Consider the following 14,319-nt stretch of genomic DNA (forward strand, 5'->3'; position numbering starts at 1 on the left):
AGGAGATGGATATATGGAGCCAAAAAAGATTAAAGAAACACGCGTTGTTCAAACAGATCAGGTACTTATTAATGATTTAAATAATTATCATACATTATTCGGCGGCGTTCTTATGAAAAAGATGGATGCCTGTGCAACTCTTTCTGCCCGAAGACATTCGAGAGTGAAGGAATGTGTAACGGCATCAACAGACTCCGTACACTTTATTGAACCAATTCGGCAAAGTGATTCCGTTTGTATTGAATCATTTGTTACTCATACTGGAAAAAGCTCGATGGAAATTTTCTGCAAAGTAATTGCTGAGGATTTAGATACAGGTATTCGTAGGTTGGCAGCCACTGCCTTCCTTACCTTTGTTGCTTTGGACGAAAACAAAAGACCAGTGGAAGTGGCGAAAGTCGTGCCGGAATCTGAAGAAGAAAGGTATCTTTTTGAATCTGGAGAAGAACGGGCAAAAATCAGCAAATTGAAAAGACAGCAAAATATTGAACTTATCTCTAAACTTTCATTACAAAAGCCTTGGGATTAAGAGTAAAAGGAGAGATTTATATGCTGATCGCATCAAGCATTAATGAACTGCAAAGTGCAAAAGGGGCGATCGAAACATTAAAATCGACACAGCCGGCACTATTTCAAAAGTTTATGAATTCCATTCGTTTAACACATCAATTACAGTTTGGATTTCAATATATGGGCTGCCTCATTACAGAGGAAGACTCTAGCAGCTTCCGTCCAGCGTCTCAGGATGAGTATGTGCTATCTGTCTATCAGAGAGAAATTAAAGAATTAAAGGCAGACAGTAAATTTCACGACTTGAAGCAGCTGCTAGCAAGCTATAAACAAATCAGCTACGCAAATATTTGTAAGCTGGCAATGGGAACTGACCCGAAAACATTAGTTGGGCCGACTTATATTCGGTAAAGTCGTTATAGATATAGGCATTAATTTGCAAAAAAAGCTGTCATTACACAGACATAGCTCATGTGTGATGACAGCTTTTTTATAGTTTAAAAGTCAAAGTTATCTGGATCTGGACCAACTCGGTGATTTTGATTTAAATTATTTATTTGTTCCATATCTTCTTTTGTTAGTTCAAAATCAAATAGCATTGAGTTTTCAACAATTCGATGTTCCTTTGTAGATTTCGGAATGGTAACAACTCCATTTTGCAGATCCCATCTTAAGATGATTTGTGCAGTTGATTTGTTATACTTCCTTGCCATGTTCTCTAGAACGGGGTGATCTAATAATTGACCTTGCATTAATGCCAGATATTACACAGAAAATGTTGACTCAACAATTACGAGAGCTAGAAGCTGACGGAGTAATAAAGCGAATTGTCTATAATCAAGTTCCTCCAAAAGTAGAGAATGAGCTTAGTGAATACGGCTGGAGCTTGAAAGGAATATTAGACTCGCTATGTGCATGGGGAGAAAAACATATTACAAAAGTATACGGAGCTGCAACGGAGGAACAATTGGCATCAATACAAGAAATTACTGCTTCCTCTGCGGCGTTGGTTAAAATGGCTGAGGAACTGCAGAATATTGTTGTGCGGTTTAAAATTTAAATAGTTGAAGGATAGGCAAAACGAGATATTTTACCTATTTTTTATATTATAATAAGTTTTTCTTATCGGTTTTAATAAAAACTATTAAATTTATTTATGTTTATTGCAGGAATATACTTTTGATAAGGGGGCGTCAATATGGAGTATGTTGTTATTTTCTTTATTGGTATATGTGCAACAACCGTTGGTACGCTAGCAGGTGGTGGGGGTCTAATCAGTCTGCCGGCCATGCTGCTTATGGGAATACCTGTCCACTCAGCGATCGGTGCCAACAAAGTGTCGAATACGGTTAGTTCCTTTTCGAGTTTTTTTCATCTATATAAAAAAGGTGATCTTTCACTTAAAGAATCATTATGGATCATCCCCGTAAGTGTTTGCGGCGGAATAAGCGGCGGGTTTATGGCATCAAGAATTGCAGAAGAAAATATGTATATCGTGGCGATTATCTTACTTATTTTTGCTTTTATTACTTCATTTATCGGAAAAAAGGATTTTACTGGTGATGCTCAGCTGAAAATGAATAAAATAAGTATACCAGGTCTTTATGGAATTGGTATGTACGATGGTCTTTTCGGTCCGGGTCAAGGGACATTGATGCTTTATTTATTTGGGTATTTAAATATTTCTTATATTCGAGCGGTTGGCTTGGTTCGTCTTGCTACCTTTTCAAGCTGTTTTGGCGCAGCAATCACTTATATTGCAACAGGTAAAATCATTTGGCCCTTAACACTTGCACTTCTTTTCGGTTCTGTAGCAGGTGCTCAAATTGGCGTACGCATTGCTAAAAAGCTAAAGCCGAAGTATGTAAAACCCATTTTGAGAATAGTTACCATCGCTCTTATTGTTCAAATAGTTGTAAACAATGTTTTTTAGGGGCAAAGGGAAAAAAGAAAGAGCATTTGATATTTAAAAATAGAAGATGCTCTTTCTTTTTAATTAATTTTACCAGTAAATAATTTTGCACTCATTTTCTATTCTATTAAACTGAAGAATTCTATCCTGAAAATATACTTGACGGTAAAAATCAACTATATGGCCGATAATCTACTTCGATCTTGTCTTTCTCCTGGAAGGGAGAAAGCATAAATGCAGCTTTGAAGTCTGTTGTGCCTTTGTTTATGAGATAGTGAACTTTTTTTGGTTCGACATGGATCAGGTCGCCTTTTTTGCAATGGAATATTTCGTTTTCAATATGGATTTCGAGTTCTCCTTCGAGAATGAAAAAGTTTTCCTCCATTATATTGTGATAATGAGCAGGGAAATCTTGGCCGGGTTTTAAGACGACTACGCCGAAGTTCATGCGTGGTCCGCGTAATAAATATTTGGGACCATGGTCTCCGAATCGATATTCTCTTTCTTTCTCGTTCACAATTGTCATGAGCTTCACTCCGTATCAATTATTTTAAACCAGGGGCAATCCACATATTGTCTGTAAGTTTGTTGTCTGCTAACTCGAGTTGCTTTTTATAGACTTCCTTCCATTTCAAAAACAACTCTTCATACACTTCATTATTCTCTGGGGATGGATAATACGTTTTTTCAAATGTAATTACTTTTGAGATGGCGTCATTGAAGTTTTGATAGATTTTGGCACCGACTCCTGCACAGATAGCAGCACCTAGAGCGGTTGATTCTCTTATGACTGGGATTTTTAGTGGGGTGTTTAGGACGTCGCAAACGATCTGGCACCAGAGTTCGCTTTTGGATGCGCCGCCAGCAAAGACAATGGAATCTGGAGCAGTATTTGTAATGCTATTGACCAATTCAATATTTCCTTTTGTAACAAAGGCGGCATTTTCCATAATTGCTCTATAGAAGCTTGCTTTGTTAAATTTATCGGGGTCTAGTTTAAAGTTGATAAAGCTTGGAGCTGCATGCTTCCAAGATTTATAATTCATGATGTCAGAAAATGTACAAAGCATACCATAGCTACCGACAGGGATGTTGCGCGCGCGTTTTTCCATTTGGGAATAAATGCTCTCGCCAGTTTGAGTCTGGATGTATTGTTCAAGATCACAAAAGCTATCTCGAAACCATCTCATGACTAAGCCGGGGAAGAAGGAGATGGCTTCATATTGCCATGTATTCGGGACGGCGTGGCAGTTAATTCTAACCCTGCATTCTTCATCCATTCGAACATGATTGGTTGTGTATTCATATTGCCAGAAGCTTCCCCCGAATACAGCAGCATCCCCCTCATTGATCACACCAGCGCCAATACAGCCGAGTTGGGCATCACCACCACCAGCAACAACTAATGTATTAGTGCTTAGTCCTGTAAGCGCTGACATTTGTGCGGTGACATTCCCGATTACTGTTCCACTTTCATGGACAACTGGAAAAATATCATTTCTAAGATTTACTTGGTTTGCGATGTTAGGGTCCCAAACTCTTTGCTTCAGATCGAAAAGGCCCGTTGTACATCCGTTTGAAGGCTCTACTGACAACACACCAGATAAACGGTACGTAATCCAGTCATTCAGCATTGAGACATATTTAATTTGACGATAGGTCTCAGGGAGATTGTTTTTTACCCAGAGGATTCTTGGGATCGCTCCTAAGGAAAAGGTTTGACCGGAAATTTTATAAAGATTCGCTTCTAATGTGTCACTAATAAGATATAAGTTATTAACCTCATTATTGGAACGTGAATCGACGTTCGCGCATGCCCATAATTCATTACCGTTTTCATCGTATAAAACAATGGCTTCTCGCATGCTCGTAGTAGATAAGGCAATGATTTCTTTCGGATCGATATTACTAGTTGCAATTAATTCTTTAATTAAATCTGTAATGATGGTAATATTTTGAACAATGTCGAAATCCATTGAACCAGGATATCTCGGATCCTCTTTATGTGTCCATTCAGATTGCGTTACACCTAATTCCTGCCCCAAAGTATTAAATAAAATTACTCTTACACTGCCGGTTCCGGCATCAATAGCCATTAGGTATTTATCCATCATTCTCTACCCTTCGTATATTTATTTTTAAGTATAGGGGCAAAATTAACACAATATAGCGGACAGGCAAAATGATTGGTATGCAAAACTAGGGGCGTAAGTAGTGCACATGTCCGGTTGTGTTAATCATCCCTATCATAAACGAAAAGCTATTAAATCAAATTTTGAGCAACTAATTCATCTGTAATCAAGACATCGATGTATCCCCCTTTTAGCGCACCGATTATAGCATCCTTTTTGGCTAAACCTCCTGCTACGGCGACAACATTCTGTAGTGATTTTAGTACATCTATTTCTGTACTAATTAGCATACTATGAAAATCAAAATCTAGAATATTCCCATTAATGTCGTAAAACTGGCTTAATAAGTCCCCGACAGCGCCCTTTGATTTTAAAATCTCAAAATCATTGGTGTCCATGTAGCCTTCCTTAATTAATGTTGCTCGGTCATTTAAGGCGCCAATTCCGATAACGGTAATATTGGAATAGGGAATCATATCTAATATTTTTTTAACTTGCTTCTCCTCTAGTAAGTGACTGGCAATTTCTTTCGAAGATACAAGTAATGGAGAAGGTACTATGTAATGATTGTAATTTGGATTTGTATAATAGTCTGATCTTGTATCGATAGCAGTAGGCATGTAGAATTTCACACCTCCAGATAAGGATACGAATGTAACGTTATATTTAGTGGAAATTCGCAAGTGTCCTAGAGTCTTCGATACGGCTTCTCCGTAACCAATGCTAATCATTGTGTCACTTGTAATGCGATCTTCAATGTATTGAGCAGCAGCAATGGGAAGAGAGTCAGCATTGGTATCATGGGAAGTTGGGACAATGTAAATATCCTTCAAGTTGTATTTTTCTTTAATTTTATTTTGAAGCTCAATATTATCGAGGTTTTCTAAGTTGATTTTAAATTGAATGACATTATTAGTTTTTGCCTTTTCAAGGTATTTAATAACCTTCATTCTTGAAAGATTTAAAGACTCAGAGATTTCATTTTGCGTCTTTCCTTCAATATAATACTGCCACGCAATTTTTACGATTAAATCATTTTCATACATCATCATAATCACTCTTTTTATTTTATTTGTTTAACAAAATATTAATCTTAAAACATTTGTTGTTTATTAACTTTAATATATCAACAAATGTTTTGTTCGTCAATATTTGTATTTTGTAAATTCAATTAATTGAAAAAACAACGTAAATGCATGAGTAATAAGCGTTATCTTCTATTAATATATTTATATTATGTACTTAATATGAGGAAAATAAAATTGTTATAAGAATAATTAAAATATTTAAAATAAAAATAAAATGATGCTTGATTAATAAAATGTTTTAAATTATACTTTTTGTAACGTGGAGAAAGCGGTTTCAAAAATGCTGCATACATAGACAAAGTATGGAGGGTATTTTATGGGGGAAACGAAACGGTTAGTCAAATTGGATCATATTCAAAAGACATTCAACCAAAATAAGGTGTTAAAAGGTGTCTCGCTGGAAATTAACCAGTCAGAAGTTATCTCGATTATTGGTGGCAATGGAGCTGGGAAAAGTACGCTGATGAAAATACTTACAGGCGTTTATAAAGCAGATGAAGGCAGCATCGAAATCAATGGAGATAAACTAACAAATTATAATCCTTCCATCGCTCATGACAAAGGCATTTATCTCGTCCCTCAAGAACCTTTGCTATTCCCTAATATGACGATCGAACAAAACTTAACGATTGGCTTTCATAAGAAGAAGCAAGAAGTCAGAGAAGCAGCGAAAAAATTAATTGAACAATTAGGCTGGAATTTTGATTTAAGTCGATATGCCATTTCATTATCGATCGCTGAGCAGCAACAAGTTGAAATTATTAAAGGACTTTTAAGAGATTCGAAGGTTTTGATTCTAGATGAACCTACTTCTTCCTTAACCTTTGCTGAAACAGAGTCCTTATTTAAGTTAATAGAGCAGTTAAAGAATGCTGGCGTTGGAATCATCTATATTACTCATCGATTAGATGAAGTGTTTCAAATTTCAACACATGCAGTGATTTTACGAGATGGGAAAGTCACGTTGAAAGGCAAAATTAATGAATTTACAAAGGAAATGCTGATTCAAGGATTATTACCGATGGATAGTGAGAAAGATGGCAGTCATTCGTATGAGAAGTGTTCCGTCGATCGAATGAAAGAAGAAAAGATATTACGGGTGCAAGATTTGTGTGGGGACGGCTTCAAGAATATTAGCTTTGATGTATTTAAAGGAGAGGTTGTTGGGGTAGCGGGCCTCCTAGGAGCAGGGAGAACAGAAATTGCAGAGGCTATATACGGGATTACTCAAGTAAAGAGCGGAAAAGTCATTTTGAATGGGAAAGATATCACTCACTTTCGTGTTAAGGAAACAATTGAAAGTGGTATAGCCTATATTCCCGAGGATCGGTTTTTGAATGGGATTTTTTCGATCAGCTCAATCAGTAGTAATATGACGGCTCAGGTCATTAAGAAACAAAAATATTTTATTGATAAACAATTTGAAAAAAAGATTACAGATGAATATGTTAGCAGGCTAAGTATTAAAATTGGCAGCCAAGATGATGAGATTCGATCATTGTCTGGGGGAAATCAGCAGAAAGTTGTGATTGCAAGAATATTATCAATGAATCCGCAGCTGATAATTATGGATGAACCTACTAGAGGAATTGATGCTGCAGCTCGAAGTGATATTTATAACATAATTACTCAATTAAAGGAACAAGGATATTCGATATTACTTATTTCATCAGACTTAGAAGAAATTGAGCGTATAAGCGATCGAATCTATGTGATTTATCGTGGAACCTGTAATGTTTGTCTTGATTTGGAAGAGATTAATGCAACCAATGTGATGAGAGCAGCCTTTGGCACCTATAAAGGAAGTGAAAATTATGTCTAGGCTCATTAGTCTTGCAAAGCATCGGGAAATTAGAACGGTTATATTCTTAATTTTGCTATTTCTAATTGTAGGAATAGTTAATCCTGATTTTGTAACCGTAGCCAATATTGAGAATGCTGTAAAAAATAGCTTGCTATATATCGTGCTGGCTGCAGGAATAACATTTGTCTTACTAACAGGTGAGATTGATATCTCGGTTGGAGGGATATTAGGTCTGAGTGCTGCGGTTAGTGGAATGTTTTTGCGGGATGGTGGAAGTATTTTTCTAGCTATTCTCATAGCGATTGTGATTGGTGGGGTTATTGGGCTAATCAATGGCTTAGGGGTCACAAAGTTAAGAATCTCTTCCTTTATTATGACTTTAGGGATGCTGGAGATTGCTAGGGTTGTTCAAGTCATTTATACAAATGGGAAATGGGTTGAGAATCTCCCGAAAACATTTAAGGAAATATCACAGAGTAGTATTTTAGGCATTAATACACTTGGAGTCATTGTGATTATTGCTGTTATTCTCATTCACTTTTTCTTGGTAAATAGTAGAAAGGGGCGGTATTTCGCTGCTATTGGTGATAACCAGGATGGAGCAGTATTAATCGGAATACCTGTGAAGAGATACAAGGTTTTTGCTTTTGTTATTTCGGGGATTTGTGCCGCTGTTGCAGGACTGATCTTTGCGAGTCAAATTGGATTTATTTCTACAACTGCTGGCATAGGTATTGAGATGACTGTCATCGCAGCAGCAGTTCTCGGGGGAGTTTCCTTAAGTGGAGGAATCGGTTCCGTAATCGGGGCATCCGTTGGAGCAATTATTATGAGTTCGATTAATTCGGCTCTTGTATTTTTAAAGGTTCCCGCATTTTGGAATTCAGCTATTTCAGGCTTGCTCTTAATTCTGATCGTTGTGGCGGATGTCCTGATTGTACGTCGTGCGAATAAAAAGGCAAATAAAGAACGGCTAAATGCAAGAGTCTTGAACTATCAGGAGGGGGCGTAAGATAAGTATGTTGAAAAAAATACCCAAATGGAATCTCGTTCTCTTCCTTATCTTAATTGCGGAAATGATTATTTTTGGTTTAATGAATCCTAGATTTTGGAACATAAATGTTCTATTAAATAGTTTTAATGATTTCATCGGTATTGCCATTATTGCCTTTTTCGTTACATTCGTCATTATAACAGGCGGAATTGATATATCTGGTGGAGCGATTATTGGATTAACCTCTGTTGTCGTGGGGATTTTGTCACAGGTGGCAGGTTTAAATATTTGGGTTGCTGTCTTTTTAGCGATAGTAGTAGGTGGATTATGTGGTCTGTTAAATGGAATACTCATTGCCTATGCAAAAGTGCAAGCGATGGTTATTACTCTTGGAGGTATGCTTCTATACAGTGGTGTTGCACTCGTTTTGGTTGGGGTGTCAGGCGCAAGTACGTATGAAGGGATTTCAGGTTTTTCGCAAGGGTTTATTAATCTAGCGAATGGGAAGCTTTTCGGAATTCCGCATTCTGTTTTCATCTTCTTTGCCTTGTTGCTATTTGCATATATTCTGCTCCACCGGACGAGGTATGGAAGATATATCTATTTAACTGGGATTAACCAGAATTCAGCTGAGTACTCGGGGATTGATACAAGGAAAATCATTACGAGTACGTATGTATTATCAGGGCTGAGTGCAGGGGTTGCTGGGGTGATTCTTACCTCTTATTTAGGAAGTGCACGTGCGGATTTTGGCGCAGAATATTTAATGCCAATCCTCACTGCTGTTGTATTAGGAGGAACATTAATAACAGGTGGTAAAGGGGGTGTTATCGGTACTGCTCTTGCAAGCATCATCGTTGGTTTTTTAAAGCTCGGATTACAAATGGGGGGCATACAAACGCAATATATCGGATTAGCTACAGGGTTACTTTTGATTATCTCCGTTGCATTCTTAGGAGTTCCAGAATTTAAGTCCAATGTGAAACGATTAGTTACGATTAAAAAGGATAGAGGGGGCAAACTAAATGCGTAAATCAAAGTTTTTCAAAATATTAACCGGTGTGGCTCTTTCAACTCTTGTTTTAGCAGCTTGTAATAGTGAGGATGCTGGAAGCAATGCTAAAAAAGATCCTAGTGATATTGAAGTAGTATTTATCCCCAAGATGACGGGCAATGCTTTTTTCGAGTCTGGAAATGATGGTGCACAAGAAATGGCCGAAAAAGTCGGGTTTAAGGTGAAATATGATGGGGCACCTGAAGGAACCGTTGCCAACCAAGTGCAAATCATTAATAGTGCTGTAAATAGTGGGGCAGATGCGATTGCTGTTTCTTCAGTATCTTCGGACGGTCTAAATCAAGCTTTACAAAAAGCATTGGATGCGGGTATTAAAGTTGTTACATGGGATTCAGATGTGGATCCGAAATATCGAACTGTATATATAAACCAAGGGACACCAGATATTTTAGGTGCGATGCTCGTTGACATGGCTGCAGGTCAGCTTGCTAATCCGGATGATGCGCAAAAGGTTGCTTGGTTCTACTCAAGTCCAACGGTTCCTGACCAAAATTCATGGGTTGAATATGCAAACGAGTATATGAAAGAAAAATATCCAAAATGGGAAGTTGTGACAACACAATTTGGTGAAGGCAATGAGCAAAAGTCGTTACAAGTAGGGGAAAGTATTCTTGATACGTATCAAGACATTGATGTCATTATTTGTCCAGACTCTACCGCTCTTCCAGCAATGGCACAAGCAGCACAAAATAAAGGCTTAGATAAAAATGATGTCGCTATTACGGGATTTGCTTCTCCGAATTCAATGAGGCAATATATTGAAAACGATACAATCGAAAACCACGGTTTATGGGATGTAAAGGATCAAGGTGCCCTAGCGGTATATATAGCCTACCATTTAGCATTAGGCAAGGAACTGAAGGTTGGCGGCAGTGTAGAAGTGCCTGATCTTGGTGAAGTGAAGGTAGAGCCAAACTCTGTTCAGGGCTATGACTACGATGCGGAGGACTCAGGAATTATCGTACTGCCTGAACGAATTGTATTCACGAAAGCAAATACAGGAGAATATGATTTCTGATGATTATTATCTCGTTTTATTAATTTTAAAGTTTACTAGATAACTAGCGAGGAAAGGAAGATAAAAATGGCGGATAATATCGGTAACAAAGCAGCAAAAAACTTTGCAGAGAATGTCCCTTTTACGAATAATGGTAACTTCCACGTAAAGGGAGCTGCAAATTTAGATTGGGGAATGAAAGACAGATTATCGAGGATTTTTAACCCGAAAAGCGGAAAGACGGTCATGCTTGCATTTGATCATGGCTATTTTATGGGACCTACGTCTGGGCTAGAGCGCTTAGATATATTAATTCCTAAGCTAGCAAAATATGCGGATTGCTTAATGGGGACTCGCGGTGCAATTCGAAGCAGTGTACCGCCAAGCTTTAATAAATCGATTGCACTTAGAGCTTCTTCAGGTTCAAGTATATTACAAGACGATTTAAGTCGTGAATCAATGGTTGTTGATATAGAGGATGCCATTCGCATGAATGCAAGTGCAATCGCCATCCAAACATTTATTGGTGCTGCTGGACAGAAAGAAACAATTGAGCAATTAAATAAGGCGGTAAACCTTGGAACAAGATATTCAATTCCAACAATGGGTGTTGTAGCGGTAGGGAAGGAAATGGAACGTACAACTCAATTCTTCCTGTTAGCAACAAGAATGCTAGCTGAATTCGGAGCCTCCATCGTCAAAACATACTATTGTGACGATTTCGAAAAAGTTGTTTCAGCCTGTCCGGTGCCGTTAGTAGTGGCAGGAGGAAAGAAGATTCATGAAAAAGATGCGTTAACGCTAGCATATAGATCTATTCAAGGAGGCGCGGCAGGTGTAGATATGGGACGTAACATCTTCCAGTCAGAATATCCTGAAGAAATGATTCAAGCCGTAACAAAAGTCGTACACGAAGGCTTCACAGACTTAGAAGCATATGAGTATTTCTTAGATCTAACAAATGTAGGGACAGGTTCCTTGTCCCACAATTCATAATGCTGAACTAATTCATTCTAATAAAGCTTCTACTGAAATAAGGTAGAAGCTTCCCTTTTTTTAGTCTCGCAAAATTCATATTATTTAATGGAGGTATTCAAAATGGCAAAAGTTGCTTTCTTGTTAGCACCTGATTTTGAGGATTCCGAAATGAAAAATCCGTATGATGAAGTGAAAAAAGCAGGGCATGAGACGGTCATTATCGGCAATGCAAGGGGAGTGGAATGTGCTGGTAAGAAAAGAACCGTGACGTATGTAACTGAAATAGCTGCTTCTGAAGCAAATGCAGATGAGTTAGACGCTATTGTTATCCCAGGTGGGAGTGCGCCTGAAGAACTAAGAGTAAATCTGGATACCGTTCAACTTGTGAAACGTTTAAATGAAAAATCAAAGGTAATTGCAGGAATCTGCCACGGCCCACAAGTTATGATCAGTGCAGACATACTTAAAGGAAAAGAAAGCACGAGCTATATTGGTATTCGTGATGATGTTATCAATAGTGGAGCGGAATTTCTTGATGAAGAAGTCGTTGTTAGTGGGAATATCATCACATCCAGAACGCCAAAGGATGAGCCTGCTTTTATTCGAGAAATATTGAATAAATTACGTTAGGGGAGAGGACAGTGGGGACAGGTTCATTGTCCTACAACTGTCCCTTAATCTGTTAAATAGTTGTCTAGTGCCAAGCATCATCAGCACTCGGTCTAAGCTAATCCGTCTATAAGATTAACAAGCACAACTCTACAGTCGGTTCTATTTGGCCAATAGAACGGCGTCTTGTGCTTTTTTTGAATGGAGGTAACGATAAAGTGGAATTAGTTACAATGAAAGAGATGTTACACAAAGCTTTAAAGGAAGGTTATGCGGTTGGTCATTTTGACATTCATAATCTTGAGTGGACTCAAGCTGCTTTAAGTGCTGCTAAAGATGAAAACTCACCTATTATACTTGGAGTAACGGAAGAGGCAGTACGCTATTTCGGTGGATTTTCTGTAGCTGTCGCAATGGTGAGGGCATTACTATATGAAATGAATATAACTATTCCGGTTGCGCTTCACTTAGATCACGGTTCTAGCTTTGAAAACTGTAAAGCAGCTATTGATGCTGGGTTTACTTCGGTGATGATTGATGCATCCCACCATCCATTTGAAGAAAATGTAAAGATGACACAAATGGTCGTTGAATACGCTCATGAACGAGAAGTAACGGTTGAAGCTGAATTAGGCAGTATCGGAGGTTGTGAGGCAGGTGTTTCTGTTGTCTCAAAAAATTCAATTTATGCCAATTTAAATGAATGTGTGGAATTAGTAAAGCTAACGGGAATTGACGCTTTGGCTCCAGCGCTGGGTTCAGCCCATGGCCCCTACAAAGGTGACCCCAAATTAGGAATTCAAGAAATGATAGCGATTAGTGAAGCAACCCATATTCCGCTAGTTCTGCATGGCGGTTCTGGTCTTCCTGTTGAACAAATTAAGCAATCGATTGCCTCAGGTACAGCAAAAATTAATGTCAATGCAGATAACCATCTCGCGTTTACAAATACAATCCGAGATATTTTTAATCAAGATGCAGATATTTACTATTCTGACAATTATATAGCACTTGGTCGTGAAAAAGTAAAAGAAACGATCAAAAAGAAAATACACTTGTTTGGATCGGCTGGGAAGGCTTAGACGAAAAAATAAAAAGAGCATCTAATTATTAATAATAGCCAGATGCTCTTTTGAGCTGAAAAGTTATATCATAATAATTTATTATTAAATTTCTTTGCTAATTAATTCTTTAAAGAATACGATGTTTTCATCAAAATTTGGTATGGTTTTTCCATCTTCTGCTTGTTTGACTAAGCTTACGACTAAATCATTGAATGGAGTGCGTACGCTAAATTCTTTCCCTTTTGCAGATACAACGCCATTGATATAATCAATTTCAGTCTTTCTTTGCTTTTCGAGGTCTTGCAGCATGCTTGCTTTTAGAAGGGCTTGCGGCTCAAAAATTTTCTTAGCTAACCCGATGACATTTGATAGGTTGCTTTTGTCCTCATTTACTTTAAATACACCAACATGAATACCAGCTAGCTCTGTGAATTCAACACCTGATGCACTTCCTGCCTGTAATGTTTCATCAGCCAGCATTACGGCACTAGTTACAGCTGTCTCGTTTTTTAAAATGTCCCCATATGTACAGCCTAGGGCAGCTGACATGCCGCTCATTGCCACATTAACGAGTAATTTTGACCATTTGGTTCCTACTAGATTAGTAGAAATGACAGTGCCTCCAACTAAATTTAATACTTCTTTAATGTTGTGGATCCGATCCGTAATTGTTCCGTCTAATTCACCAATTTGAAAGGCATTGTTTTTAAAAGATTCCATAGCCGTTGTTAATTCAGATACACCAGGTTTTACCCAAGTCGCGCCAAATTCAACTGACCCGCCAATCACACGGTTTTTTCCTAATGAAGATACTAGTGATTCTTCTGGAACCCCGTTTTGCAGCGAAAGGACTATGCTATCCTCTGTTAAAAAGGGTTTTAAGTTAGCTAATACGTCTTTATTAAAAACTTGTTTGGTTAATAATAAAACAAGGTCGTATGCTCCGGTCATTTCTTTAGGCGTTATCGCCTGTACTGGAACATTTTCTTTAATTGTTCCAATGACGGAAGCGCCAGTTTCGTTTAGTGCCTTTACATGCTCCTCGTTTACATCGATTAATTCTACATGTTCTTTCCCTTTAGAAAGAAATGCACCAATGATTGTTCCTAAAGATCCAGCTCCCATAATTGCGATTCTCATAATTAAGTATCCTTTC

The 14,319-nt window shown here is 37.9% G+C and carries 14 protein-coding genes and 2 pseudogenes; 11 read left to right on the top strand and 5 right to left on the bottom strand.

What is annotated here, in order from left to right; all coding sequences use genetic code 11:
• Window positions 1-13 precede the first annotated feature (13 nt).
• Entirely contained in the window at window positions 14-529 is a 516-nt protein-coding gene (locus FI644_RS10400; protein WP_053478409.1) for an acyl-CoA thioesterase, read from the top strand.
• 20 nt (window positions 530-549) lie between these two features.
• Window positions 550-921: a hypothetical protein gene (locus tag FI644_RS10405; RefSeq protein WP_053478410.1), complete on the top strand. Its 372-nt coding sequence runs from the start codon at window positions 550-552 to the stop codon at window positions 919-921.
• An 86-nt stretch (window positions 922-1,007) separates the two neighbouring features.
• On the opposite strand, the pseudogene FI644_RS10410 reads toward FI644_RS10405, so the two are convergent.
• A pseudogene (locus FI644_RS10410) lies at window positions 1,008-1,265 on the bottom strand (aldo/keto reductase); the annotation flags it as partial.
• Between FI644_RS10410 and FI644_RS26815 the strand changes: the two are divergent.
• Together FI644_RS26815 and FI644_RS10420 are read left to right on the top strand one after the other, a co-directional pair.
• A pseudogene (locus FI644_RS26815) lies at window positions 1,262-1,570 on the top strand (winged helix-turn-helix transcriptional regulator); the annotation flags it as partial. The pseudogenes FI644_RS10410 and FI644_RS26815 sit on opposite strands and share 4 nt — an antisense overlap.
• Window positions 1,571-1,708: 138 nt before the next feature.
• Window positions 1,709-2,443: a sulfite exporter TauE/SafE family protein gene (locus tag FI644_RS10420; RefSeq protein WP_053478411.1), complete on the top strand. Its 735-nt coding sequence runs from the start codon at window positions 1,709-1,711 to the stop codon at window positions 2,441-2,443.
• A 151-nt stretch (window positions 2,444-2,594) separates the two neighbouring features.
• On the opposite strand, the gene FI644_RS10425 is transcribed toward FI644_RS10420, so the two are convergent.
• The 3 genes from FI644_RS10425 to FI644_RS10435 all read right to left on the bottom strand — a co-directional run bounded on the left by FI644_RS10425 (window position 2,595) and on the right by FI644_RS10435 (window position 5,606).
• Window positions 2,595-2,948, bottom strand: coding sequence for a cupin domain-containing protein (locus FI644_RS10425; RefSeq protein ID WP_053478412.1), 354 nt, complete (start codon window positions 2,946-2,948; stop codon window positions 2,595-2,597).
• A gap of 19 nt (window positions 2,949-2,967) precedes the next feature.
• Window positions 2,968-4,536, bottom strand: coding sequence for an autoinducer-2 kinase (gene lsrK, locus FI644_RS10430; RefSeq protein ID WP_142108283.1), 1,569 nt, complete (start codon window positions 4,534-4,536; stop codon window positions 2,968-2,970).
• Window positions 4,537-4,685: 149 nt separating this feature from the next.
• Complete coding sequence (locus tag FI644_RS10435) at window positions 4,686-5,606, bottom strand: sugar-binding transcriptional regulator (protein WP_082446766.1); 921 nt, start codon at window positions 5,604-5,606, stop codon at window positions 4,686-4,688.
• Window positions 5,607-5,958: 352 nt separating this feature from the next.
• Here FI644_RS10435 and FI644_RS10440 point away from each other — a divergent pair, with 352 nt between their 5' ends.
• The 7 genes from FI644_RS10440 (at window position 5,959) to fba (ending at window position 13,181) form a co-directional block, all read left to right on the top strand.
• Complete coding sequence (locus tag FI644_RS10440; protein ID WP_053478415.1) at window positions 5,959-7,464, top strand: sugar ABC transporter ATP-binding protein; 1,506 nt, start codon at window positions 5,959-5,961, stop codon at window positions 7,462-7,464.
• Window positions 7,457-8,458 (top strand): ABC transporter permease, encoded by a 1,002-nt coding sequence (locus FI644_RS10445; protein ID WP_053478416.1) that lies wholly within the window; start codon window positions 7,457-7,459, stop codon window positions 8,456-8,458. Before FI644_RS10440 ends, FI644_RS10445 begins: the two co-directional genes overlap by 8 nt.
• 7 nt (window positions 8,459-8,465) lie before the next feature.
• Entirely contained in the window at window positions 8,466-9,473 is a 1,008-nt protein-coding gene (locus FI644_RS10450; protein WP_056686914.1) for an ABC transporter permease, read from the top strand.
• Complete coding sequence (lsrB, locus tag FI644_RS10455; RefSeq protein ID WP_053478418.1) at window positions 9,466-10,533, top strand: autoinducer 2 ABC transporter substrate-binding protein LsrB; 1,068 nt, start codon at window positions 9,466-9,468, stop codon at window positions 10,531-10,533. The genes FI644_RS10450 and lsrB overlap by 8 nt, the downstream gene beginning before the upstream one ends.
• A 66-nt stretch (window positions 10,534-10,599) precedes the next feature.
• Window positions 10,600-11,508 (top strand): 3-hydroxy-5-phosphonooxypentane-2,4-dione thiolase, encoded by a 909-nt coding sequence (gene lsrF / locus FI644_RS10460; RefSeq protein WP_053478419.1) that lies wholly within the window; start codon window positions 10,600-10,602, stop codon window positions 11,506-11,508.
• Between the two features lie 102 nt (window positions 11,509-11,610).
• Window positions 11,611-12,120 carry a type 1 glutamine amidotransferase domain-containing protein gene (locus FI644_RS10465; protein ID WP_053478420.1) on the top strand — a complete coding sequence of 170 codons (510 nt, stop codon included), beginning with the start codon at window positions 11,611-11,613 and terminating at the stop codon, window positions 12,118-12,120.
• A gap of 197 nt (window positions 12,121-12,317) precedes the next feature.
• Window positions 12,318-13,181: a class II fructose-1,6-bisphosphate aldolase gene (gene fba, locus FI644_RS10470; RefSeq protein ID WP_056686911.1), complete on the top strand. Its 864-nt coding sequence runs from the start codon at window positions 12,318-12,320 to the stop codon at window positions 13,179-13,181.
• A gap of 84 nt (window positions 13,182-13,265) precedes the next feature.
• Here fba and FI644_RS10475 read toward each other — a convergent pair whose 3' ends face one another.
• On the bottom strand, window positions 13,266-14,303 hold the full coding sequence (locus FI644_RS10475) for a ketopantoate reductase family protein (protein ID WP_053478422.1): 1,038 nt from the start codon (window positions 14,301-14,303) through the stop codon (window positions 13,266-13,268).
• Between the last annotated feature and the right edge of the window lie 16 nt (window positions 14,304-14,319).

Source organism: Cytobacillus solani, assembly GCF_006704205.1.
GTDB classification, from domain to species: Bacteria; Bacillota; Bacilli; order Bacillales; family Cytobacillaceae; genus Cytobacillus; species Cytobacillus solani.